Below are 22,211 nucleotides of genomic sequence, written 5' to 3' on the forward strand. Positions count from 1 at the left end.
CCGGGAAAACCACGCCCACCCACCCCCCCCCCCCCCCCCCCCCCCCCCCCCCCCCCCCCCCCCCCCCCCCCCCGCGCCCCGGCCCCCCCCCCCCCCCCCCCCCCCCCACCTGGGGTCAGGACTCGAGGATCGCGACGACGCCCTGGCCGCCGGCCGCGCAGATGGAGATCAGGCCGCGCTTGCCGGGGCCGGCCTCGTGCAGCTGCTTGGCCAGCGAGGCGACGATCCGCCCGCCGGTCGCGGCGAACGGGTGCCCGGCCGCCAGCGACGAGCCGTTGACGTTGAGCTTCGAGCGGTCGACGGCGCCCAGCGGGGCGTCGAGGCCCAGCCGCTCCTTGCAGAACGCCGGGTCCTCCCAGGCCTTCAGCGTGGCGAGCACCGTCGAGGCGAACGCCTCGTGGATCTCGTAGAAGTCGACGTCCTGCAGCGTCAGGCCGTTGCGGGCCAGCAGCACCGGGACGGCGTACGCCGGGGCCATCAGCAGGCCCTCGCCCCCGTGCACGTAGTCGACGGCGGCGGTCTGCGCGTCGACCAGGTGGGCCAGCACGGGGAGCCCCCGCGCCGCGGCCCACTCGTCGGAGGCCAGCAGGACGGCGGAGGCACCGTCGGACAGCGGCGTGGAGTTGCCCGCGGTCATCGTGCCGCCCTCCCCGCCGAAGACCGGCTTCAGCGTCGCGAGCTTCTCCACCGAGGTGTCCGGCCGGAGGTTCTGGTCGCGGGTCAGGCCCAGGTAGGGGGTGACCAGGTCGTCGAAGAAGCCCCGGTCGTAGGCGGCGGCCAGGTTCTGGTGCGAGCGGACGGCCAGCTCGTCCTGGGCCTCGCGGCTGATGTCCCACTGCTCGGCGGTGATCGCCTGGTGGTCGCCCATCGCGAGGCCCGTGCGCGGCTCGGCGTTGCGCGGCATCTCGGGCACGAACATCCCCGGTCGCACGCCGGCCAGCGCCTCGAGCCGCTGCCGGAGGGTCCTGGCGCTGCTGAGCGCGATCAGGACGCGGCGCATCTCGTCGTGGATGGCCAGCGGGGCGTCGGAGGTGGTGTCGACGCCGCCGGCGATGCCGGACTCGATCTGCCCGAGCGCGATCTTGTTGGCGACGAGGACCGCGGCCTCGAGCCCGGTGCCGCAGGCCTGCTGGACGTCGTAGGCGGGGGTGGCGGCCGACAGCCGCGAGCCCAGCACCGCCTCGCGGGTCAGGTTGAAGTCGCGCGCGTGCTTGAGGACGGCGCCGGCGACGACCTCGCCGACCTGCTGGCCCTGCAGCCCGAAGCGGGCCACCAGCCCGTCCAGCGTCGCGGTGAGCATGTCCTGGTTGGACGCCTGCGCGTACGCGGAGTTCGAGCCGGCGAAGGGGATGCGGTTGCCGCCGACGACGGCGGCCTTCCGGGTCTGCGGAGCCATCGGGCCCTCCCGATCACTGGATGGGGGCAGGACGGCACGGCACCGCCCCGACAAGTGTCTGGAACCAACGGTATCAGGTACTGTCGGTGCCGTGAAAGCCGAGACGTCGAGGCGTGACCGCCGCCACTCGCGCTGGGACGAGCACCGCCGCGCCCGCCGCGAGCAGCTGGTCGACGCCACGATCGCCGCGGTCGGCCGGCACGGCGCCGGCGTCGGCATGGACGAGATCGCCACCGCGGCCGGCACCAGCAAGACCGTCGTCTACCGGCACTTCGCCGACCGCACCGAGCTGCACGTCGCCGTCTGCGCCCGGGTGGCCGACTCCCTCACCGCCCGGTTGCGCGAGGCGATGGACAGCACCGACGAGCCCCGCCAGATGGTGGCCGCCGCCGTCGAGACCTACCTGGCGTTCCTCGAGGCCGACCCGGAGCTGTACCGGTTCGTCGTCCAGGCGCCGGACCGCCCGGCCGACAGCGATCCGATCGCCAACCTGTCCTCCCTCGTGGGGAACCGGGCGGCCGCTCTGGTCGCCGTCGCCCTGGAGCAGGCCGGCCGTGACCCTGCCGCCGCACTCCCGTGGGGCCACGGCCTGGTCGGCCTCGTCCGCTCGGCCGCCGACTGGTGGCTGCAGGCCGACCGCCCGATGCCCCGCACGGAACTGGCCGCGCACCTGACCGATCTCGCCTGGGCCGGACTTTCCGCGATCGGGACCCGCAAGGAGGACAGCGAATGACCACGAGCCTGCCGCACGCGGTGGACCCGAGGGCGCTCACCGAGGTGCTCGACGGCCGCTGGGGCCACGTGCGCCGCGACGCACGGGAGAACCTGCACGACCCGGACCTGCTGCCGGCGTACGGCGAGAACGTGCAGGAGGCCCGCACGCGGGTCACCCGGATGGCGCGGAAACTCGCCCGGTCCGGCCGCGTCGTCCTCGGCTTCCCCAAGGAGTACGGCGGCGAGGACGACGCCGGCGGCTCGGTCACTGCGATCGAGATGCTGGCCTTCACCGACCTGTCGCTCATGGTCAAGGCCGGCGTCCAGTGGGGCCTGTTCGGCGGCGCCGTCCAGGCGCTGGGCACCGAGCGGCACCACGACGCGTACCTGCGCGACATCATGACCTTCGACCTGCCCGGCTGCTTCGCCATGACCGAGACCGGGCACGGCTCCGACGTCCAGCAGCTGCGGACGACGTGCACCTACGACCCCGGGACGCGGACGTTCGACCTGCACACGCCGCACGAGGCCGCCCGCAAGGACTACATCGGCAACGCGGCGCAGGACGGCCGGATGGCGGTCGTGTTCGCCCAGCTGGTCACCAAGGGCCAGCGGCACGGCCTGCACGCCTGGCTGGTGCCGATCCGTGACGAGCACGGCGACCCGATGCCCGGCGTGACGATCGGCGACGACGGCCCCAAGGCCGGCCTGCTCGGCGTCGACAACGGCCGGCTGAGCTTCGACCACGTGACCGTGCCGCGGGAGATGCTGCTCGACCGCTACGGCCAGGTCGCCGAGGACGGCACCTACAGCAGCTCCATCGAGAACGAGACCCGCCGCTTCTTCACCATGCTCGGCACGCTGGTGCGCGGCCGGGTCAGCGTGGGGGGTTCCGCGGCCTCGGCGACCAAGCTCGCCCTGGACATCGCCGTCCGCTACGGCGAGACCCGCCGGCAGTTCTCCGCGCCGGGCGCCGACCGCGAGATCCTGCTCAACGACTACCTCGTGCACCAGCGCAAGCTGCTGCCGGCCCTGGCCGCCACCTACGCCTACCACTTCGCACAGGAGGAGCTGGTCGGCACCATGCACGACGTCCAGGGCGCGGAGGACCTCGACGAGGGTGCGCAGCGGGAGCTGGAGTCCCGGGCCGCCGGGCTCAAGGCCGCGCAGACCTGGCACGCCTCGCGGACCATCCAGATGGCCCGCGAGGCCTGCGGAGGGGCGGGCTACCTGCAGGAGAACCGGCTGCCCCACCTCAAGGCCGACACCGACGTGTTCACCACCTTCGAGGGCGACAACACCGTCCTGCTGCAGCTGGTCGCCAAGGGCCTGCTCACCGGCTACCGCGACGCGTTCGGCTCGCTCGACGGCTGGGGCAAGGTGGGGTTCATCGCGGACATGGTGCGCGAGACCGTGCTGGAGCGGACGGCGGCCCGCGGCCTGATCGCCCGGCTCGTCGACGCCGTCCCCGGCCGGGACGACGAGGTGCCGCTGCTCGACCGCGGCTGGCAGCTGAAGATGCTCGAGGACCGCGAGAAGCACGTGCTCGACGGCGCCATCCGGCGGCTGCGGCGGGGCGCGGAGGCTACGACCTCACCCGGCCCACCCCGGCCCTTCGACGTGTTCAACGACGTCCAGGACCACGTGCTGCGCACGGCGCAGACGCACGTCGACCGCGTCGTGCTCGAGGCGTTCGTCGCCGGCATCGAGCGGACCACCGACGCCGGCGCCCGCGCCCTGCTCGAGCGGGTCTGCGACCTCTACGCGCTGTCCACGATCGAGGCCGACCGGGCCTGGTTCCTCGAGCACGGCCGGCTGACCGCGAACCGCTCCAAGGCGCTCACGGCCACGGTGAACGCGCTGCTCCGGGACCTGCGCCCGCACATGGTCACGCTGGTGGACGCCTTCGCCATCCCGGAGGACTGGAAGGGCGCGGCGATCCTGCGCGAGGAGGCCGCCCGCCAGGAGGCCATGTGCACCCACGACGGGGCCACCCGCGACGTCCAGCTGCGCCGCGGGACGGCGACCTCGGTGGAGGTCCCGCCCGGCCAGTGACCCGGGAACCCCTCCCCCGCAGTTGATCATGGCGTTGTTGACGCCGACACGGCTCGACACGCCGCTGCGGCCGGCGACATCCCCATGATCAACTGCGGGGGGAGACGGCGGGGTCGGAAGGAGCGGTCAGCGGGCGGGCGGTGGCGGGAACCCGCCCACCAGCTGCTCGAAGGCGTGCGCGACCTTCAGCGGCGTGGTGTCCTCGAAGCGGCGCCCGACCAGCATCATGCCGACCGGGAGCCCCTGCGACAGCCCCGCCGGGACGCTGGTGGCCGGGTGCCCGCTGACGTCGAACGGCGCGCAGTTGACGATCATCTCCAGCGCGCGGGCCACCTGGGTCTCCAGCGGGTCGTCCGCCGCCGGGATCTCCGGGGCCACCATCGGCACGGTGGGCATGACCAGCAGGTCGACGTCGGCCAGCGCGGCGTCGTACTGCCGGCGCACCTCGGTCGCCAGGTTCTGCGCCATCGCGTAGTGCCGGGTCTGCTGCTGTTCCAGTGACCACCGCCCGGCCAGGGCGACCGCGGTGACGGTCGGCGACCACCGGTCGACCACCTCGCGCCGCTGGCGGCCGTAGTGGGCGACCAGCTCGGGGTCGTAGCGGCCCTCGTAGTTCCAGCCGTACCCGTTGCCCTCGATCATCTGCACCGTCGCGCCGTCGGTCGCGATCACGTTCCAGACGTGCAGCGCGTGCCGGTGCCACGGCAGGTCGACGTCCACGACCTCGATGCCCAGCTCGCGCAGCCGGCCGGCCGCGGCCCGCACCGTCTCGTCGACGCCGGGCTCGGAGAGCTCCGCCCAGCCGAAGCCCTGCGCGACCACGCCGACCCGCAGACCGGAGACGTCCCCGCCGAGCGCGGCGGCGTACTGCTCGGGCACCAGGTCGGCGGGCTGGCGCGGGTCGTCGCCGTCCCGGCCGCCGAGGACGTCGAGCATCATCGCGGCGTCGGCGACCGTGCGGGTCATCGGGCCCAGGTGGTCGAGGGTCAACTCGATGGGGAACGCGCCGGTGTAGGGCACCAGCCCGTGCGTGGGCTTGTGGCCGACGATGCCGGAGAAGGCCGCGGGCATGCGGATCGAGCCGCCCTGGTCCCCGCCGAGCGCCAGGTCGACCTCCCCGGCCGCCACCAGCGCGGCGCTGCCGCTGGAGCTGCCGCCGGTCGTCCGCGACGGGTCCCACGGGTTGCGCACCGGGCCGGTGACGGAGGTGTGGCTCCCGCCGGAGAAGCAGAGGTCCTCGCAGACGGACTTGCCGGTGATCGTCGCGCCGGCCTCCAGCAGGCGGGTGACGACGGTGGCGTCCTCCCGCGGGACGAACCCCTCGACGGTGTGCGAGCCGTTCATCATCGGGACGCCGGCGACCGCGACGTTGTCCTTGACCGCGACCGTCCGGCCGGCCAGCGGCCCGTCGGCGGCGCCGCGGACCTCGGTGGTCACGTACCAGGCGCCGAGCGGGTTGGCGGCGTCGTCGGGGCGGGTGCTCGGCCGGTCGCCGGGCGCCTGCGGGGCGATGCCGGCGTAGAGCTCCTCGACCGCGTCGTAGGAGCTGAGGAAGGCCGCGACGATCGGGGTGTAGGCGGCCACCTCCTCGGGGCTGCGCTCCATGCCGTAGCTGGCCGCGAGCGCGGCCACCTCGTTCTCGTCCGGCGGGCGTACGGGCACGGCTGCCTCCAGGTGAGCGGTGGGTGGAGCCGCAAGCTAGCGGGCGTCCCGGCGGTCCTGCCACCGGCGCCGACGGCCTGCCACGGGAGACCCCGGGCCATGGGGCACGATCCCGGCCGTGGAGATCATCGCCGCGGCGGCCGAGACGCTGCGGGTGCCGGCGCCGGTCGACCTCGCCGCGATCGTGATCGGGGCGCTGACCGGCGGGCTGCTCGCCGCCCGCGAGGGGTTCGCCGTCTCCGGCGTGCTGCTGCTGGCCTTCAGCGGTGGGCTCGGCGGCGGGCTGGTCCGCGACCTGCTGCTCGGCGACCTGCCGCCGGTGGCGCTGACGAACCCGGCCTACCTGCCCACGGTGGCGATCACGGCGGCGGTGACCTTCTACTTCTCCGGCTGGCTGTCCCGGCTGACCCGGCTGCTGGTGGTGCTGGACGCCGTCACGCTCGGCTTCTTCACCGTCATCGGCGCGCAGAAGGCGCAGCTGGCCGCCCTCCCCAGCGCCAGCGTGGTCTTCGTCGGCACGGTCACGGCGGTCGGCGGCGCGGTGATCCGCGACGTCCTGCTGGCCCAGCGCGCCGACATCGTCCAGCCCGGCCCGTACAACGCGGTCGCCGCGCTGCTCGGCGCGATCGCGCTCACCGTGCTGGCCGGCCCGGTCGGCCTGGAGCCCATCCCGGTCGCGGCGCTGGTCATCGTGCTGGTCGCCACGCTGCGGGTGCTGTCGGTGTGGCGCGGCTGGGAGGCGCCGGTGGCCGTCGACCTGCCCGGCCGGGCCCGCCGCAGGCTGCTGCGGGTGCGGGCCGGGCGGCCGACCCGCTGGCGCCGCCGCGACCGGTGAAGGACCCCTCGAAGGACCACCCTTCCCCCCACGCCTCGCACGCTCGGCGCGGGACCCTGAAAGGGTGGCCGCCGCCGGACACCGAGGAGCCGCAGCACCGGTGGTGTCACCTCGCGGTGCCGGCCTCCGGGTGCACCGCGGGGGCGGGCGCGAACCCCGGCGGGAGCTGCTGCGGCCCGGCCTCGGGCGGGCGGGGCCGGGTCTGGGAGTGCATCCGGACGGCGAGCAGCGCGACGTCGTCCTCCGCGTCGGGCAGGAAGAGCCGTTCGAGGACCCGGTCGCACAGGTCGGCCAGCGGCAGATCGGCGTACTCGGCCAGCACGGCCACCAGCTCGGTGGTCCCGGTGTCCAGGTCGCGGTCGCGGCGCTCGACGAGCCCGTCGGTGTACAGGAAGACCGTGCTGCCCGCGGGGGCGACGGCGACGCGGTCCTGCCGCGGGGCCGACGGGTCGACGCCGAGCAGCAGGTCGGGCAGGTCGTCGGCGAGCACCTGCACCCGCCCGTCGGGCTGCACCAGCACCGGTGGCGGGTGCCCGGCGCTCGACCAGCGCAGCACGGTGTGGTCGGCGCGCAGGTCGGCGTCCTCCTGCTCGAGCCGGGCGACCAGCGCGGTGGCCATGGTGTCCAGCCCGAGTCCGCGGACGGCGCGGTCGAGCTGGGTGAGCACCTGCGCCGGCGGGGCTCCGCTGGAGTAGCTGATCCCACGCAGCAGGCCGCGCAGCTGGCCCATGGAGGCGGCGGCGCCGGTGTCGTGACCGACGACGTCACCGATGGCCAGCACGGTCGCGCCGCCCGGCTCGAGGAATGCGTCGTACCAGTCGCCGCCGATCTCCGCGCCGGCCGCGGCCGGCACGTAGCGCACCACGATCTCGCAGTGGTCCGGCTCCGGCGGGGCGGTGAGCATGCTGTGCTGCAGTGCGCCGGCCAGCGCCCGCTGCTGCCCGTAGAGCCGGGCGTGGTGCAGCGCGAGGCCGGCCCGGCGGCCCACCTCGACGGCGGTCTCGATCTCGGCCGGTGTGTGGGGGCCCCGGTCCGCGCCGTTGAACAGCCCGAAGGCGCCCAGCGTCTGCCCGCGGGCCACCAGCGGCACGATGACGCCGGAGTCCAGGCCCAGCCGGCCCAGCAGCTCGCGGGTCGCGGGCTCGGGGATGGCACGCTCCACCCGCTCGGCGTCGATCCGGGGCAGCACCAGCGGGCGGCCGGTGCGGGTCACCACCGGCGCGGCGGCCTCGTCGGTCATCACCGCGATCATCGAGTGCACGTACAGCTCCAGCTCGGCGCGCAGCTCGGGGTCGCGGTGCGCCGAGGCCAGCTCGTGCAGCCGGCCCTGCTCGTCGGTGACGACCAGCCAGCACCAGTCCGTGAGGGTGGGGACGACGAGATCGGCCAGCTGCTCCACCTGCCGGGAGATCTCGAGCGTCCCCGACAGCACCCGTCCGGCGTCGGCGAGCAGCTGCAGCCGGGCGGTGGCCTCGGTCATCGCGGCCACCGCGTCGGCGCGGACGGCGTCGGCCTGCAGCCGGGAAGCGGTGATCGCGATCTGCGCGGTCAGTCCCTCCAGCAGCTCGACGTCGCGGTCGGGAAAGGGGTGCTCGGTGGTCCACACGACGACGAAGGCACCGAGCAGCCGGCCCTCCACCCGCAGCGGCAGGGCGGCCAGCGCCCGGCTGCCGAGCACCTCGTTGATCTCGGCCATCCGCGGGAAGCGGGCCTCGGCGGAGGCCGCGTCGGGGAACAGCAGCGGCTCCCCGTGCCGGGCGACCCACTGGGTGGGCAGCTCGTCGTCCAGCGGGGTCTCCACGCCGCCGGCCGGCAGTCGGACGTCGGCGGCGCTGGCCACGCTGTCGACGATGCGGCGGGTCAGGTGCAGGTACAGCCGGTCGTCGCGCGGGTCGAACACCGCCAGCCCGATGGACTCGGCGCCGAGCACGGCGGCGGCGCGCAGCGCGATCTCGGCCAGCTGGGTGATCCGCGTGGCACCGGCGAGCTCGGCGGCGACCTCGGCGATCGCGGCGGCCCGGCGGATGGCGTCCAGCTCCCGGTCGGCCTGCTCGTGGGCCTCGGTGACGTCGACGACCGTGCCCACGATCCGCTCCGGCGCGCCGTCCGGGCCCGCCAGGACCCGGCCGCGGCTGACCGTCCAGCGCACCGCGCCGTCCGCCCGCACCACCCGCAGCTCGACCGTGTACCGGGCCAGGGCGCCGATCGCGGCCTGCATCTCCTCCTGCGCCCGCACCCGGTCCTCCGGGTGCACGTGCCGGCCGAACAGCCGGTCCAGGCCCATGCGGACGGTGGAGTCGTAGCCGAAGATCGCCGCGCAGCGCTCGTCCCAGTCGATGGTGTCCCGCCGCAGGTCGACCTCCCAGGTGCCCACGGCGCTGGCCTCCAGCGCCAGCTCCAGGCGCATCAGGGAGGCGTCCGCGGCGGACCGGGCGGCGGACAGCTCGAGCTCGGAGACCACCGAGGCGGCCAGGTTCTCCAGCGAGGCGACCTCGTCGGCCGACCAGCCGCGCCGGACGCCGTCGAACACCGCGAGCGCCCCGACCACCTGCCCGGACGGTGCCCGCAGGGGGACGCCGAGGTAGGCGACCAGGGCCCCCCGGACGGCCGCGGGCAACGAGGCGAGGCGCTCGTCCTGCGTCGCGTCGGCCACGACCACCGGGGCGCCGAGCCGGACGGTGACCGCGCACGGGGAGCCGTCGAGGGGCAGCGGGCCGCTGACGAGCGACGCCGGCAGGCCGCAGGACCCGACGGGCACCTCGACGTTGGTGACGAGACAGACCAGGGCCGCGGACGCCGAGGCCAGCCGAGCGGCGAGCTCGGCGAGCCGGTCGTGGACGCCGGGGGTCGCCTCGGCCAGGAGCCGGCGGGCGGCGGCGACCCGCCCAGGGTCGGTGAGCAGGTCAGGCCCGGAGGGCGGGGGTGCCGACGACATGCCCCACTCCCTCGACCCGTGGGCGGCGGATGCGCCGGCCGCGTCAACACCCCATCCTGACACGCCGGTCGGCCGTGCAACGGGATCGTCCCCCGCACGTGTCGTCCCCGTGTCCCACCCCGACGTGTGAGCCGGGGTCGAGCGCGGCGGCGCGCGGACCGATGGGGTCCCCATGACGGCCACCCTCGCGACCGGCCTGCCCGACTGCCGTCCGCTGCTCGGCGACCCCGACGACCTGACGCTGGTGTTCCAGCCGATCGTCGACCTCGCCGCGGTGCGCGTCGTGGGCTACCAGGCCCTCTGCCGCTTCCCGGGGACCGCCGGTCCCGAGGTCTGGGTCGCGGCTGCCGCCGACTGCGGGCTGGCCGCCGAGCTCGAGGCGCTGGCGCTGGCCAAGGTTCTGGCCGCCGTCCCGCAGCTGCCCGACGACACGTTCCTCGCCGTCGACCTGAGCCCGCAGCTGCTGGGCAGCAGCCCCGTCCGGGACGCCCTCACGACCCGGCCGGACCTGCACCGCGTCGTCGTCGCGCTCACCGCGCACGCGCCCGTCGACGACCTCGACGCGCTGCGCCGGGAGACCGACGCGGTGCGCGCCCGCGGGGCCCTGGTCGCGGTGGACGACGCCGGCCCGGGCTTCTCGGGCCTGCAGCAGATGGCCGCCGTCCGCCCGCAGCTGGTCACGCTCGACCGGGCCCGGCTGACCGGCGTCGGCAGCGACCCGGTCCGCACGGCGCTGACCGGGATGGTGGGCGAGTTCGCCGGCCGGCTCGACGCCCGGCTGCTCGCCCGGGGTGTCGAGACCGCCGCGGACCTGGCCGCGCTGGCCCGGCTGGGCGTGCCGCTGGCGCAGGGCTGGCTGCTCGGCCGCCCGGCGCCCGGGTTCGCCCCGCTGGCGCCCGCGGTGGCCGCCCTGGTCCGGACGCACGTCGCCCGCACGCAGGTCGCCGCCGGCGTCGCCTCCCTGGTGCGCCCGGTCCGGCAGGCCGACGTCACCGAGCCGCTGCCCGTCGTCCCCCCGGCGGTCCTGGTGGCCGAGCGGGGCGAGCCGGTGGCGCTGTGGCTGGCCTGCCCCCGGACGAGGGCGCCCTACACCGCGCCCGTCTCGCTGCGCGCGCACCCGTCGGACGACGCCGCCGAGACGCTGCAGCGGGCCCTCACCCGGCCCCCGGCGCTGCGCTTCGACCCGGTCGTCTGCACCGACGCCGGCGGCGCCGTCGTGGGGCTGCTGCGCGTCGAGGACCTGGCCGCCGCCGTCGCCCGCCGCTGATCAGGCGCTGGCGGCGTCCAGCAGTCGGGTCTCCTCGTCGGTGAGCACGAGGTCCTGCATCGGCAGCAGGTCGGCCAGCTGCTCCACCGACCGGCCGCTGGCGATCGGCGAGACGACGGTCGGCCGGTCGGCCAGCCAGCGCAGCGCCACCGCCGCGACGGGAACCCCGTGGGCGTCGGCGACCTGGCCCAGCGCCGTCAGCACCCGGTCGCCGCGCTCCCCCACGTAGGCCGAGGCGCCCTCCGCCCGCGGGGAGTCGACCTGCGCGCCGGGCCGGTACTTGCCGGTCAGGAAGCCCTTGGCCAGCGCGTAGTAGGGCAGCACGCCGAGGTCGTGCGCGGCCACGACGTCGCGCAGCCCGTCCTCGTAAGCGGCCCGCTCCACCAGGTTGTAGTGCGGCTGCAGCGCCACGTAGCGGGCCAGCCCCAGCCGCTCGGAGGTCTCCAGCGCCTCGCTCAGCCGCTCCGGCGAGTAGTTCGACGCCGCGACGTACCGGACCTTGCCCGCCCGGACGAGCTCGTCGAACGCGCGCAGCGTCTCCTCCAGCGGCGTGGAGGTGTCGTCGTAGTGCGCGTAGTACAGGTCGATGCGGTCGGTCTGCAGCCGGCGCAGCGAGCCCTCGACCGCCGTCCGGATCTCGGCCGCCGACAGCGGGTGCTCCTTCTCCAGCCGCGAGGCCTTGGTCGCCACCACCATCCGGTCGCGCTGCCCGCGCTCGGCCATCCAGTTGCCGAAGATCTGCTCCGAGGCGCCCCGGCCGTAGGACTCGGCGGTGTCCACGAACGGCCCCTGGGTGCTGGGCGTCGCGTCGACGAAGCGGTCCAGCAGGGCGAAGGACGTCGGCTCGTCCGCCGTCCAGCCGAAGACGTTGCCGCCCAGGCAGAGGTCGCTGACGGTGAGGTCGGTCCCCGGGATCACTGGCATGGTCCAACGCTAGGTCGGGGGGTGCCGGCGCGCCCCTCGCGAGAGGGAGCCGCCCTGGAGGGACCGGTGGGACGTGGGGGACCCGTTCACCCCCCTCGGTGGCGGGCTGTCAGGGCGGCATGGCACGGTGCCTGCGGTCCGACCTCGCCGTCCGGCGCGGTCAGGCACGCTCTGTCACCGACACGGAAGGAACCCCGTGAACAAGGCCGAACTCGTCTCCGCCATCGCCAAGCGGGCCGACGTGCCCACCTCGACCGTGGACTCGGTGCTCGCCGGGCTCCAGGACGAGCTCGTCGACGCCATCACCCGCGGCGAGAAGGTCGCCGTCTCCGGCCTGCTGACCGTCGAGCGCACGCAGCGCTCCGCGCGCACCGGCCGCAACCCGCAGACCGGCGAGTCCATCGACATCCCCGCTGCGAACACGGTCAAGGTCACCGCGGGCTCGAACCTGAAGAAGGCCGCCAGCAACGTCCCGGTCTGAGTGAGGACCCCCTTGCCCCCCACCCCTCGCACGCTCGCGGCGGGGCCCTGCAAGGGGGCCGCCCTCCGCCGTCGGGACGGCGGCCGCCCCTATGCCCTGGCCCACGAGCACGTGGGTCAGGATGCCCGGGCAGTCGCCGTCCGACGGCGGGCGGCGCGAGGGACGGAGGACGCGTGACGGCACTCGAGGTGGACACCGACCCGGCCGAGGTCGGCTTCGACGCCGGTCGGCTGACCCGGCTGGACCGGCGACTGGCCCGCTGGGTCGACGACGGCCAGCTGCCCGGCTACCTGGTGACCGTGGCCCGGCACGGGCACCTGGCGCACGTCGGCTCCGCCGGGTACCGCGACGTCGAGGCGGGGCTGCCGGTCGAGCGGGACACCCGCTGGCGCATCTACTCGATGACCAAGCCGATCACCTCGGTCGCGGCGATGATGCTGTACGAGGAGGGCGCCTTCGAGCTCAACGACCCGATCTCCCGCTGGCTGCCCGAGTTCGCCGAGACCCGCGTCTACGTGGCGGGTTCGGCGCAGAAGCCGGTCACCGCCCCGCAGACGGAGCCGATCCGGGTGCGGCACCTGCTCACCCACACGTCCGGGCTCACGTACGGCTTCCACCACGCCACGCCGGTCGACGCCATGTACCGGGCGGCCGGGCACGAGGTGGGCACCCCGGCCGGCGCGGACTCCGCCGAGGTGTGCCGGCAGTGGGCGGCGATCCCGCTGCTGTTCCAGCCCGGCGCGGAGTGGAACTACGGCGTCTCCACCGACGTCCTCGGCCGGCTGGTCGAGGTCCTCTCCGGTCAGCCGCTCGACGAGTTCTTCGAGCAGCGAATCCTCCGCCCGCTCGGCATGACCGACACCTCGTTCGGCCTGCGCGAGGGGGACGACGTCGACGCGCTGGCCCGGCTCTACGCCGCCGTCCCCGGGCAGCCCGGTGGCCCGGCCACCGGCTTCGCCCCGCTCGACACGATGGGCGCCGCGGCGCGCAGCAAGCCGGTCTTCCTCTCCGGCGGCGGCGGGCTGGTCTCGACGGCCGCCGACTACCTGCGCTTCGCCGAGCTGCTGCGCCGGGGCGGCTCCTACGACGGCGGCCGGCTGCTCAGCGCGCGCACGATCGCCTACATGACCCGCAACCACCTGCCGGGCAACGCCGACATCGAGACCTTCGGCCGGCCGGTGTTCGCCGAGACGCCGCTGCGCGGGGTGGGCTTCGGTCTGGGGGTCTCCGTGGTGATCGACCCGGTGCGCTACGGCGTGCTGTCCAACGTCGGCGACTACACGTGGGGCGGGTTGGCGTCCACCGTCTTCTACGTCGACCCGGTGGAGGACCTCACGGTGAGCTTCTACACCCAGCTGGTGCCCTCGAGCACGCTGCCGATCCGCAGCCACCTGCGCCAGCTGGTCAACCAGGCCCTGGTCGACTGAGCGAGGTCCCTCGGCGGCGGTCCCCGCGGGGACCGCCGCCGAGGGACCCGGGCCTCACAGGTAGCGGCGGAAGAGGATCGAGGCGACCATCGCCGGCTTGCTCTGGCCCTCGATCTCCATGGTGACGCCCAGGTTCATCTGCACGCCGCCCTCGAACTGCTTGGCCTCGTCGAGGGTCGCCGAGGCGCGGATGCGGGCACCGACCGGCACCGGCGACACGAAGCGGATCTTGTCGGCGCCGTAGTTGACGCCCATCCGGAAGCCCTTCGCCTCGATGATCTGCGCCGACAGCGCCGACACCAGCGACAACGTCAGGTAGCCGTGCGCGATCGGGCCACCGAACGGGCTCTCCCGCTTCGCCCGCTCGACGTCGACGTGGATCCACTGGTGGTCGTGGGTCGCCTCGGCGAACTGGTTCACCTGCTCCTGGGTGATCTCGAGCCAGTCGCTGTGCCCGAGGTGCTGGCCGACCTTCGCCAGCACGCCCTCGATGCCCTCCACCGTGGTCTGCGCCATGAGCCCCTCCTCCTGATCCGCGGGTCTGGTTTGCTGACTCCACCACACGGAGGTCCGACCGGAGAGGGCGGCGTGCTGCGACTGGGGTCCCTGGACGTGCCGCCCGGCCGGCTCGTGGTCATGGCGATCGTGAACCGCACCCCCGACTCCTTCTACGACCGCGGCGCGACCTACGAGCTCGCCGCCGCCGTCGGCCGGGTGGACCGGGTGGTGGCCGAGGGCGCGGACATGGTCGACGTCGGCGGGGTCAAGGCCGCACCCGGCGAGGAGGTGAGCGCCGCCGAGGAGGTGCGGCGCACCGTCGACCTGGTCGCGGCCATCCGCGCGGCCCACCCGACGCTGCCCATCTCCATCGACACCTGGCGGGCAGAGGTGGCGCGGGAGGCGCTGGCCGCGGGCGCCGACGTCGTCAACGACGCGTGGGGCGGCGTCGACCCGCAGCTCGCCGTCGTGGCGGCCGGGGCCGGCGCCGGGATCGTCTGCACCCACACCGGCGGGCTGCCCCCGCGCACCCGACCGCACCGGGTGCAGTACGACGACGTCGTGGCCGACGTGGTGGTCCGGACGACGGCGCTGGCCGAGGCCGCGGTCGCGGCGGGCGTGGACCGCGACCGGGTGCTCGTCGACCCCGGGCACGACTTCGGCAAGAACACCCGGCACTCGCTGCAGGCCACCCGGCGGCTGGACGAGCTGGTCGCCACCGGGTGGCCGGTGCTGGTGGCGCTGTCGAACAAGGACTTCGTCGGGGAGACCCTCGACGTCCCGCTGGACGAGCGGCTGACGGGCACCCTGGCGGCGACGGCGGTGAGCGCCTGGCTCGGAGCGACGGTGTTCCGCGCGCACGACGTCGCCGCGACCCGCCAGACGCTGGACATGGTGGCCTCCATCCGCGGCGACCGGCCCCCGGCGCGCACCACCCGCGGCCTGGCGTGAGACCCCTGGCGGCGACCGGCCGGCAGGCCTAGCCTGCGCCGCACCGATCGGCACAGGAGGTGGCGGCGATGAGTGGCCGGGTCGTGCACTTCGAGATCCCCGTGGACGACGGTGAGCGCGCACGGAGCTTCTACAAGGAGGCCTTCGGCTGGCAGCTGCAGGAGATGCCGGGCATGGACTACACGCTGGTCGTGACCGGCCCCAGCGGCGACCAGGGACCCACCGAGCCGGGCTTCGTCAACGGCGGGATGCTCGCCCGCAGCACCGCCGCGGCCCCGGGGCCCGTGGTCGTGGTGGACGTGGAGAGCATCGACGTCGCCCTGGAGCGGGTGAGCGACCTGGGCGGCTCGACCGTGCTCGGCAAGCAGCCGGTCGGCGACATGGGCTTCACCGCCTACGTGCGCGACCCCGAGGGCAACGTCGTCGGGCTCTGGGAGACCGCCGGCAGCTGACGGCGACCGTCCCGGACGATCAGCTCAGCTCACCGGAACGCGTCCTGGCTCACCGTCGACGGCGAGCCAGCACCCCGGACGACCAGCTGAGCTGATCGTCCTGGGCCGCGGGCCGGTGGGGGCCGCGGGCTACGTTGCCCGGCATGGCCGCCACCGGGTTCCACACCGCCGACGAGCTCAACGCCCTGCTGCCGGGCACCCTCCCGGGCCTGCTGGGGCTCACGATCACCGCGCACGAGCCCGGCCGGCTGGAGGCCGCGCTCGACGTCCGTCCCGAGCTGCTGGCGCCCAACGGCTACCTGCACGCCGCGACCGTCATCGGGCTGGCCGACACCGCGTGCGGGCTGGCCACCCGGGCGCTGCTGCCCCAGGGAGCCAGCGGCTTTACCACCATCGAGCTGAAGAGCAACTTCCTCGGCACCCTCCGCGAGGGCCGGGTCCTCACCGTGGCCACCAACGCGCACGCCGGGCGGACGACGCAGGTGTGGGACGCCGTCGTGACCGCGGAGGGGTCCGGCAAGACCATCGCGCTGTTCCGCTGCACCCAGTCCGTGCTCTGGCCGCGCTAGCACACGACCGGGTACTCGCGGGTAACCCCATGGTGACCGGGGCCACCGGGGATGTGAGACTGGCGCCACACCGACGTGCGAAGGAGTTCAACCCGTGGCGCTGGCCAGCCGTTACCCCGACGTCGAGATCCCCGACGTCTCCGTCCCCGAGTTCGTCCTCGCCGCCGGGCGCGAGAAGCCCGACGCACCCGCACTCGTCGACGGCCTCAAGGGCGACGTCATCACCCACGGCCAGCTGGCCGCCTACGTCGACCGGGTCGCCGCGGCCCTGCACGCGCGCGGCCTGCGCAAGGGCGACGTCGTCGCGATGTTCTGCCCGAACACCCCCTGGTACCCGGTGGTCTTCCACGGCATCGCCGCCGCCGGCTGCGTCATGTCGCCGATCAACTCGCTGTACACGCCCGACGAGATCGCGTTCCAGCTGCGCGACTCGGGCGCCAAGGTGCTGATCACCGTCTCGCCGTTCCTCGACCGGGTGAAGGCCGCCATCGAGACGTCCCCGGTCGACGAGGTCGTCGTCATGGACGGCGCCGAGGGCCACGCCTCGCTGGTGGACCTGCTGAGCACCGACGCCCCGTCGGTCCAGGTCGACATCGACCCGGCGAACGACCTGGTCACCCTGCCCTACTCGAGCGGCACCACCGGGCTGCCGAAGGGCGTCATGCTGACCCACCGCAACCTGGTGGCCAACGTGGCGCAGTGCCGCCCGCTCATCCAGCTGGGCGAGGACGAGCGGATCATCGCCGTCCTGCCGTTCTTCCACATCTACGGGCTCACCGTCCTGATGAACCAGGGCCTGGCGTGGGGTGGCGCGGTCGTGACGCTGCCGCGCTTCGACCTCGAGGACTTCCTGCGCACCATCCAGGACCACAAGATCACCCGAGCCTTCGTGGCGCCGCCCATCGTGCTGGCGCTGGCCAAGCACCCGCTGGTCGACCAGTACGACCTGTCGTCGCTGACCTCGATCCTCTCGGGCGCGGCCCCACTGGACGAGCAGCTGGCCCTCGCCGCCGAGAACCGGCTGCGCAAGGGCGCCGACAGCGGCGTCACGGTGGCCCAGGGCTACGGGATGACCGAGCTGTCGCCTGTCTCCCACACGACCCCCGACCTCGGTGCCGAGCCGCCGGGTGCGGCCCCGGGCTCGGTCCCGAAGGGCTCGGTCGGCTTCGCCGTCCCGAACTCCGAGTGCCGGCTGGTCGACCCGGCCACCGGTGAGGACGCCGCTCCCGGCGCGCGGGGCGAGCTGTGGGTGCGCGGCCCGAACGTCATGAAGGGCTACCTGAACAACCCCCAGGCGACGGCGGAGACGATCGACGCCGACGGCTGGCTGCACACCGGCGACGTCGCGGTCGTCGACGAGGACGGCCGCTACACCGTCGTCGACCGGGTCAAGGAGCTGATCAAGTACAAGGGCTACCAGGTGGCCCCGGCCGAGCTCGAGGCCGTGCTCCTCGGGCACCCGGAGATCGCCGACGCCGCGGTCATCGGCGTCCCCGACGAGGAGAGCGGCGAGGAACTGCCCAAGGCCTTCGTCGTCCGGGCCCCCGGCTCGACGCTCACCCAGGACGCGGTCATCGAGTACATGGCCGGCAAGGTGGCGCCGCACAAGAAGATCCGCATCGTCGAGTTCATCGAGGCGGTGCCGAAGTCCGCGGCCGGCAAGATCCTGCGCAAGGAGCTCCGCGCCGCAGGCTGAGAGAGGACCCCCCTGCCCCCGCCCCTCGTAGAAGGCCCCCTCCTCCTCACCACTCGCAGGCTCGCGGCGAGCCTCTGGACGGGGCCTGCGGGACCCTGCAGGGGGCCGCCGGAGGTCAGGCGCCGGCCGCACCCGCCGCGGCCGGCGCCCCGGCGCGTCCGGGACCCCGCCGCGCCGCCGTGACCGGCGGAACGCCGACCACCCGCTTGTAGGCCCGGGAGAAGGCGGCCTCCGACTCGTAGCCGAGGTGCCCGGCCAGCTCGCCGACCCGCGCCCCGTCGGCCAGGGCGACGGTGGCCAGGTGCATCCGCCAGCGCGCGACGTAGCGCATGGCCGGTTCCCCGGCCAGCTCGGTGAACCGGGCGGCGAACGAGGAGCGGGACATCCGGGCCTCCCGCGCCAGGCGCGTGAGCGTCCACGCCGCTCCCGGCTCCCTGTGCAGTTTCGCCACCGCGCGCCCCACCTGCGGGTCCCGCAGGGCCCGCAGCCAGCCCGGACCGGTGGCCGCGGTGTCCAGCCAGGCCCGCACGGCCTGGATGACGACGACGTCGGCGAGCCGGGTGACCACCGCCTCCGCCCCCGGCCGGTCGTGCCGGGCCTCGTCGGCGATCACCCCCAGCAGCACCGGCAGCCAGCCGCCGCGTGCCGCGTCCCGCCCGTCGACGTGCAGGACCGGCGGCAACAGGTCCAGCAGGTGCGCCGCCCCGGGCCGGTCGGGCTCCACGATGCCGCAGACCAGGCCGGTGCGGGCACCCCCACCGTCGAGCCGCAGCACCGAGTAGTGCTCCCCGAGGTACTGCTGCGGCAGCGCGTCCGCCCGACCGGCGATCCGGGCGCCCGGCCGGCTGCGCAGCAGGTGCCCCCGCCCGTGCGGCACCAGCGCCAGGTCACCGGGGCCGAGCAGCGCCCCGACGCCGTCGACCTCCAGCAGGCAGCTGCCCTCGGTGACGACGTGGAAGCTCATGCAGCCCTCGAGGGCGGGCATCTCCAGGCCCCACGGGGCGGCGACCTCCGCGCGGCAGTAGAAGGTGCCCCGGATCCGCAGGTCCGCCAGCACCCCGCCGATCGGGTCGACCGGCACCCACGGGCGGTCGGGACGCAGGCCGCGGAGCTCCCCGGTGGTCATGGGTCCACCCTCGTCAGGCCGGCACCAGGCGTCCAGGCCGTCCGGACGAACGGGCACGGACCCCGGACGCGTGGTCATGGGCCGGGCGCCTCGGGCTCGCCACTCTCGGGAGTGCCGGTCGGCGGGCCGGCACCACCGAGAGGAGCAGGGACGTGAAGGTGTCGGTCGTGGGCGCAACCGGGGGATCGGGCCGGGCGGCGGTGGAGACGCTGGCCGGCCGCGGGCACGAGGTGACCGCCTTCGCCCGCCGGGCGAGCGCGGTGTTCGGGGACCGCCCCGGGGTCCGGGCGGTGGACGGCGACGCCACCGTGCCGGGGGACGTCGGGGGCGCCGTCCGTGGGCAGGACGCCGTCGTGGTGACGCTGGGGATCAGCGAGCCCCCGCTGCGGGTGCGGCTGCTCGGCAGCGCGGGGACCGCGCCGGACGTGCGCTCCCGCGGCACCGCCACCGTGGTCGCCGCCATGGCAGAGCACGGCGTGCGGCGGCTGGTCGTCCAGTCGTCCTACGGCGTCGGGGAGACACGCGACCGGCTGCCGCTGTCCAGCAGGCTGGCGTTCGCCCTGCTGCTGCGTCCGCAGATCGCCGACCACGAGGTGCAGGAGCGGATCGTCCGCGGCAGCGGTCTGGACTGGACGCTGATGCAGCCGGTGTACCTGACCGACGGCGACGAGCCGGCGGCCCTCTCCTGCACGGGGGACGCCGAGGGGATGCGGGTGTCGCGGCGGGCGGTCGGCGGCGTCCTCGCGGACCTGGCGGAGGTCCCCGGCGACGGCCGGCGCAGCGTCGCGGTCTCCGGCGCCCGGACGGCGGGAGCACGCGGCGGCCCCGTGCCGGCCCCGCGCTGAGCCTGCAGAGAGCTGCGAGGACGGCGGCCTCCCACGGTGGGGGGCAGGGGGTCCTCCTAGGGTCGGGGCATGCGCGCGGTGACCCTCAGCGGATCCGGTGGCCCCGAGGTGCTCGGCTGGGGCGAGGTCCCCGACCCGGAACTGCGGCCCGGCGAGGTGCTCGTCGACGTCGTCGCCACCGCGGTCAACCGGGCCGACCTGCTGCAGCGGGCCGGCTTCTACCCGCCACCGCCAGGGGCCAGCGACATCCTGGGCCTGGAGTGCAGCGGGGTGGTCAGCGCGGTGGGTGAGGGCGTGACCGGCTGGTCGGTCGGCGACGAGGTGTGCGCGCTGCTGTCCGGCGGCGGATACGCCGAGCGGGTCGCCGTCCCGGCCGGGCAGCTGCTGCCCCGCCCGGCGGGCGTGGAGCTGGCCACCGCGGCGGCACTCCCCGAGGTCGTCTGCACGGTGTGGTCCAACGTGTTCATGCTCGCCCGGCTGCGCCGCGGCGACACGTTCCTGGTGCACGGCGGGTCCAGCGGGATCGGCACGATGGCCATCCAGCTGGCCGCCCGCGCCGGCGCCCGCGTGCTCACGACCGCGGGCACCCGGGCCAAGCTCGACGTCTGCCGCGAGCTCGGCGCCGAGGTCGGCATCAACTACCGCGACGAGGACTTCGTCGAGCGGGTGCTCGAGGAGACCGACGGCGCCGGCGCGGACGTCGTCCTGGACAACATGGGCGCCAAGTACCTGGCGCGCAACGTCGACGCCCTGGCCACCGGCGGGCGGCTGGTCTGCATCGGGATGCAGGGCGGCACCAAGGCCGAGCTGGACCTCGGGAAGCTGATGCGCAAGCGGGCCTCGGTGCACGCCACGACGCTGCGGTCCCGTCCGGCCACCGGGCCCGGCGGCAAGGCCGAGATCGTCGCGGCGGTGCGGCACGACGTCTGGCCCGACGTCGAGCGCGGCGTCGTCCGACCGATCGTCGACCGGCGGCTGCCGATGTCGCGGGCCGCGGAGGCGCACCGCGTGGTCGACGCCAGCGAGCACGTCGGCAAGGTGCTGCTGGTCAACGAGCCCTGAGCCCGACCGCGGACCCGGCACGGGGGTCCTCGTTCAGCGCGGGCGGAGCGCGGCGACCGCGTCGATCAGGTACCCGACCTCCTCGGCCGTGTTGTAGTGCATCAGCCCCAGCTGCACGGCGCCGCCCTCCTCGTTGGCGCCGAGCGCGTCGAACAGCTCGCGGGCGGAGAGGTCGCCGTCCCACGCGCAGATGCCGCGCCGGGACAGCTCGTGGGCCACCTGCCGCGGGCGCATCCCGGCGACGGTGAACGACAGCGCCGGGGTGGGCTGCGGGGCCGAGCCGATCACGTGCACGTGGCGCATGGCCCGCAGCGCCTGGTCCAGCCAGTCGAACAGCCCGCGCTCGTAGGCGGCCACGGCGGTCATCGAGGCCCGCAGCCGATCCCGCCGGGAGCCGGTGGCGACGTCGTCCAGCGCGGCGAGGTGCTCGACGGCGGCGGTGACGCCGGCCAGCAGCTCGTAGGCGTGTCCGCCGCTCTCGAACCGGTCGGGCACCCGGTCGGACACCGGCGCCAGCTTCTCCGGTTCCAGGTCCCCCAGCAGCGCCGGGTCGGCCACCACCGCGCCCACGCGGGGGCCGCACCACATGTCGGCGGCCAGGGCGAGGAAGTCCGCGCCCAGCAGCCCGACGTCGAGCAGGTCGTGGGCGGCGGCGTGCGTCCCGTCGACGAAGACCAGCGCGCCCACCGCGTGCGCCCGCCGGGCGATCGCCGCGACGTCCGGGCGGGTGCCGATGGCCGAGCTGGCCGCCGTCACGGCGACCAGCCGGGTGCGCGGGCCGAGCAGCTCGTCGTACTGCCAGTCGGGCAGCTCGCCGGTCTCGATGTCCACCTCTGCCCAGCGCACCCCCACGCCGGCGCGGGTGGCCAGCTCGACCCACGGCCGCACGTTGGCGTCGTGGTCCAGCCGGCTGACCACGACCTCGTCGCCGGGCCGCCAGGTGCGCGCCAGCGCGCGGGCGAGGGTCCAGGTCAGCCGCGAGGGGTCCGGCCCGAGGACGACGCCGGTGGAGACCCCGCCGACCAGGTCAGCCACGGCGGTGCGGGCGCTGGCTACCAGCCCCTCCGCGCGGGCGGACGCCGGGAACACCCCGCCGCGGTCGGCCACCGGCACCCGCATGGCCTGGGACACCGCCAGCACGACGTTCTCCGGGAGCAGGGCGCCGGCCGGCCCCTCGGCGTGCACCAGACCGTCGGAGAGACCCGGGAACAGGCCCCGGACACGGGCGACGTCCAGCCGCCCCTCCCCCGGTCCCATGGGCCTCGACACTAGCGTTGCCCCGCCCGACCGGAGGGGGCCCGGTACCACCCCGGCAG

General features: G+C 75.1%; 19 protein-coding genes. 12 read left to right on the forward strand and 7 right to left on the reverse strand.

All coding sequences use genetic code 11. The features are described from left to right. Nucleotides 1–115: 115 nt before the first annotated feature. Complete coding sequence (locus ACI78Z_RS12935) at nucleotides 116–1,396, reverse strand: acetyl-CoA C-acetyltransferase (protein WP_457036942.1); 1,281 nt, start codon at nucleotides 1,394–1,396, stop codon at nucleotides 116–118. Between the two features lie 91 nt (nucleotides 1,397–1,487). Here ACI78Z_RS12935 and ACI78Z_RS12940 point away from each other — a divergent pair, with 91 nt between their 5' ends. Both ACI78Z_RS12940 and ACI78Z_RS12945 read left to right on the forward strand, forming a co-directional pair. Next, nucleotides 1,488–2,129 carry a TetR family transcriptional regulator gene (locus ACI78Z_RS12940; RefSeq protein WP_457036943.1) on the forward strand — a complete coding sequence of 214 codons (642 nt, stop codon included), beginning with the start codon at nucleotides 1,488–1,490 and terminating at the stop codon, nucleotides 2,127–2,129. Beyond that, nucleotides 2,126–4,165, forward strand: a complete 2,040-nt coding sequence (locus ACI78Z_RS12945) for an acyl-CoA dehydrogenase family protein (RefSeq protein WP_457036944.1) — start codon at nucleotides 2,126–2,128, stop codon at nucleotides 4,163–4,165. Before ACI78Z_RS12940 ends, ACI78Z_RS12945 begins: the two co-directional genes overlap by 4 nt. 126 nt (nucleotides 4,166–4,291) lie before the next feature. Here ACI78Z_RS12945 and ACI78Z_RS12950 read toward each other — a convergent pair whose 3' ends face one another. Continuing rightward, nucleotides 4,292–5,827, reverse strand: coding sequence for an amidase (locus ACI78Z_RS12950; protein ID WP_457036945.1), 1,536 nt, complete (start codon nucleotides 5,825–5,827; stop codon nucleotides 4,292–4,294). Between the two features lie 118 nt (nucleotides 5,828–5,945). Between ACI78Z_RS12950 and ACI78Z_RS12955 the strand changes: the two genes are divergently transcribed. Further along, complete coding sequence (locus ACI78Z_RS12955; RefSeq protein WP_457036946.1) at nucleotides 5,946–6,662, forward strand: trimeric intracellular cation channel family protein; 717 nt, start codon at nucleotides 5,946–5,948, stop codon at nucleotides 6,660–6,662. Nucleotides 6,663–6,768: 106 nt separating this feature from the next. Here the strand turns inward: ACI78Z_RS12955 and ACI78Z_RS12960 are convergent, their stop codons facing one another. Beyond that, nucleotides 6,769–9,597, reverse strand: a complete 2,829-nt coding sequence (locus tag ACI78Z_RS12960; protein WP_457036947.1) for a SpoIIE family protein phosphatase — start codon at nucleotides 9,595–9,597, stop codon at nucleotides 6,769–6,771. A 172-nt stretch (nucleotides 9,598–9,769) separates the two neighbouring features. Here ACI78Z_RS12960 and ACI78Z_RS12965 point away from each other — a divergent pair, with 172 nt between their 5' ends. Continuing rightward, a complete protein-coding gene (locus tag ACI78Z_RS12965; RefSeq protein ID WP_457036948.1) occupies nucleotides 9,770–10,864 on the forward strand; it encodes an EAL domain-containing protein in 1,095 nt (364 codons plus the stop codon). Here the strand turns inward: ACI78Z_RS12965 and ACI78Z_RS12970 are convergent, their stop codons facing one another. After that, nucleotides 10,865–11,788, reverse strand: coding sequence for an aldo/keto reductase (locus tag ACI78Z_RS12970; RefSeq protein ID WP_457036949.1), 924 nt, complete (start codon nucleotides 11,786–11,788; stop codon nucleotides 10,865–10,867). A gap of 196 nt (nucleotides 11,789–11,984) precedes the next feature. On the opposite strand from ACI78Z_RS12970, the gene ACI78Z_RS12975 reads away from it, so the two are divergent. Further along, the gene (locus tag ACI78Z_RS12975; protein ID WP_091223132.1) at nucleotides 11,985–12,269 is read left to right on the forward strand and encodes an HU family DNA-binding protein; all 285 of its coding nucleotides are present in this window, start codon (nucleotides 11,985–11,987) and stop codon (nucleotides 12,267–12,269) included. Nucleotides 12,270–12,442: 173 nt separating this feature from the next. Next, the gene (locus ACI78Z_RS12980) at nucleotides 12,443–13,696 is read left to right on the forward strand and encodes a serine hydrolase domain-containing protein (RefSeq protein ID WP_457036950.1); all 1,254 of its coding nucleotides are present in this window, start codon (nucleotides 12,443–12,445) and stop codon (nucleotides 13,694–13,696) included. 54 nt (nucleotides 13,697–13,750) lie between these two features. On the opposite strand, the gene ACI78Z_RS12985 is transcribed toward ACI78Z_RS12980, so the two are convergent. Then, the gene (locus tag ACI78Z_RS12985) at nucleotides 13,751–14,212 is read right to left on the reverse strand and encodes a MaoC family dehydratase (RefSeq protein WP_457036951.1); all 462 of its coding nucleotides are present in this window, start codon (nucleotides 14,210–14,212) and stop codon (nucleotides 13,751–13,753) included. A 72-nt stretch (nucleotides 14,213–14,284) separates the two neighbouring features. Between ACI78Z_RS12985 and folP the strand changes: the two genes are divergently transcribed. The 4 genes from folP (at nucleotide 14,285) to ACI78Z_RS13005 (ending at nucleotide 17,862) form a co-directional block, all read left to right on the forward strand. Then, the gene (gene folP, locus ACI78Z_RS12990; RefSeq protein WP_457036952.1) at nucleotides 14,285–15,145 is read left to right on the forward strand and encodes a dihydropteroate synthase; all 861 of its coding nucleotides are present in this window, start codon (nucleotides 14,285–14,287) and stop codon (nucleotides 15,143–15,145) included. A gap of 68 nt (nucleotides 15,146–15,213) precedes the next feature. Further along, nucleotides 15,214–15,597 (forward strand): VOC family protein, encoded by a 384-nt coding sequence (locus ACI78Z_RS12995; RefSeq protein WP_457036953.1) that lies wholly within the window; start codon nucleotides 15,214–15,216, stop codon nucleotides 15,595–15,597. A 143-nt stretch (nucleotides 15,598–15,740) separates the two neighbouring features. Next, nucleotides 15,741–16,166, forward strand: coding sequence for a PaaI family thioesterase (locus ACI78Z_RS13000; RefSeq protein WP_457036954.1), 426 nt, complete (start codon nucleotides 15,741–15,743; stop codon nucleotides 16,164–16,166). A gap of 94 nt (nucleotides 16,167–16,260) precedes the next feature. Beyond that, a complete protein-coding gene (locus ACI78Z_RS13005) occupies nucleotides 16,261–17,862 on the forward strand; it encodes a 4-coumarate--CoA ligase family protein (RefSeq protein WP_457036955.1) in 1,602 nt (533 codons plus the stop codon). Nucleotides 17,863–17,977: 115 nt separating this feature from the next. Here the strand turns inward: ACI78Z_RS13005 and ACI78Z_RS13010 are convergent, their stop codons facing one another. Further along, nucleotides 17,978–18,988, reverse strand: a complete 1,011-nt coding sequence (locus ACI78Z_RS13010; RefSeq protein WP_457036956.1) for an AraC family transcriptional regulator — start codon at nucleotides 18,986–18,988, stop codon at nucleotides 17,978–17,980. A 152-nt stretch (nucleotides 18,989–19,140) separates the two neighbouring features. On the opposite strand from ACI78Z_RS13010, the gene ACI78Z_RS13015 reads away from it, so the two are divergent. Continuing rightward, nucleotides 19,141–19,833 carry an NAD(P)-dependent oxidoreductase gene (locus ACI78Z_RS13015; RefSeq protein WP_457036957.1) on the forward strand — a complete coding sequence of 231 codons (693 nt, stop codon included), beginning with the start codon at nucleotides 19,141–19,143 and terminating at the stop codon, nucleotides 19,831–19,833. 69 nt (nucleotides 19,834–19,902) lie between these two features. Next, nucleotides 19,903–20,895, forward strand: coding sequence for an NAD(P)H-quinone oxidoreductase (locus ACI78Z_RS13020; RefSeq protein WP_457036958.1), 993 nt, complete (start codon nucleotides 19,903–19,905; stop codon nucleotides 20,893–20,895). Between the two features lie 33 nt (nucleotides 20,896–20,928). Here ACI78Z_RS13020 and ACI78Z_RS13025 read toward each other — a convergent pair whose 3' ends face one another. Beyond that, nucleotides 20,929–22,152, reverse strand: coding sequence for a cysteine desulfurase-like protein (locus tag ACI78Z_RS13025; protein ID WP_457036959.1), 1,224 nt, complete (start codon nucleotides 22,150–22,152; stop codon nucleotides 20,929–20,931). Nucleotides 22,153–22,211 lie beyond the last annotated feature (59 nt).

The sequence above is a fragment of the Geodermatophilus sp. SYSU D01176 genome (genome assembly GCF_054050015.1).

Coding starts and splice junctions, on each gene's coding strand:
- ACI78Z_RS12945 (WP_457036944.1), top strand. CDS start 2,126: ATGACCACGAGCCTGCCGCACGCGGTGGACCCGAGGGCGCTCACCGAG.
- ACI78Z_RS12960 (WP_457036947.1), bottom strand. CDS start 9,597: ATGTCGTCGGCACCCCCGCCCTCCGGGCCTGACCTGCTCACCGACCCT.
- ACI78Z_RS13025 (WP_457036959.1), bottom strand. CDS start 22,152: ATGGGACCGGGGGAGGGGCGGCTGGACGTCGCCCGTGTCCGGGGCCTG.
- ACI78Z_RS12970 (WP_457036949.1), bottom strand. CDS start 11,788: ATGCCAGTGATCCCGGGGACCGACCTCACCGTCAGCGACCTCTGCCTG.
- ACI78Z_RS12985 (WP_457036951.1), bottom strand. CDS start 14,212: ATGGCGCAGACCACGGTGGAGGGCATCGAGGGCGTGCTGGCGAAGGTC.
- ACI78Z_RS12935 (WP_457036942.1), bottom strand. CDS start 1,396: ATGGCTCCGCAGACCCGGAAGGCCGCCGTCGTCGGCGGCAACCGCATC.
- ACI78Z_RS13000 (WP_457036954.1), top strand. CDS start 15,741: ATGGCCGCCACCGGGTTCCACACCGCCGACGAGCTCAACGCCCTGCTG.
- ACI78Z_RS13010 (WP_457036956.1), bottom strand. CDS start 18,988: ATGACCACCGGGGAGCTCCGCGGCCTGCGTCCCGACCGCCCGTGGGTG.
- ACI78Z_RS13020 (WP_457036958.1), top strand. CDS start 19,903: ATGCGCGCGGTGACCCTCAGCGGATCCGGTGGCCCCGAGGTGCTCGGC.
- ACI78Z_RS12995 (WP_457036953.1), top strand. CDS start 15,214: ATGAGTGGCCGGGTCGTGCACTTCGAGATCCCCGTGGACGACGGTGAG.
- ACI78Z_RS12965 (WP_457036948.1), top strand. CDS start 9,770: ATGACGGCCACCCTCGCGACCGGCCTGCCCGACTGCCGTCCGCTGCTC.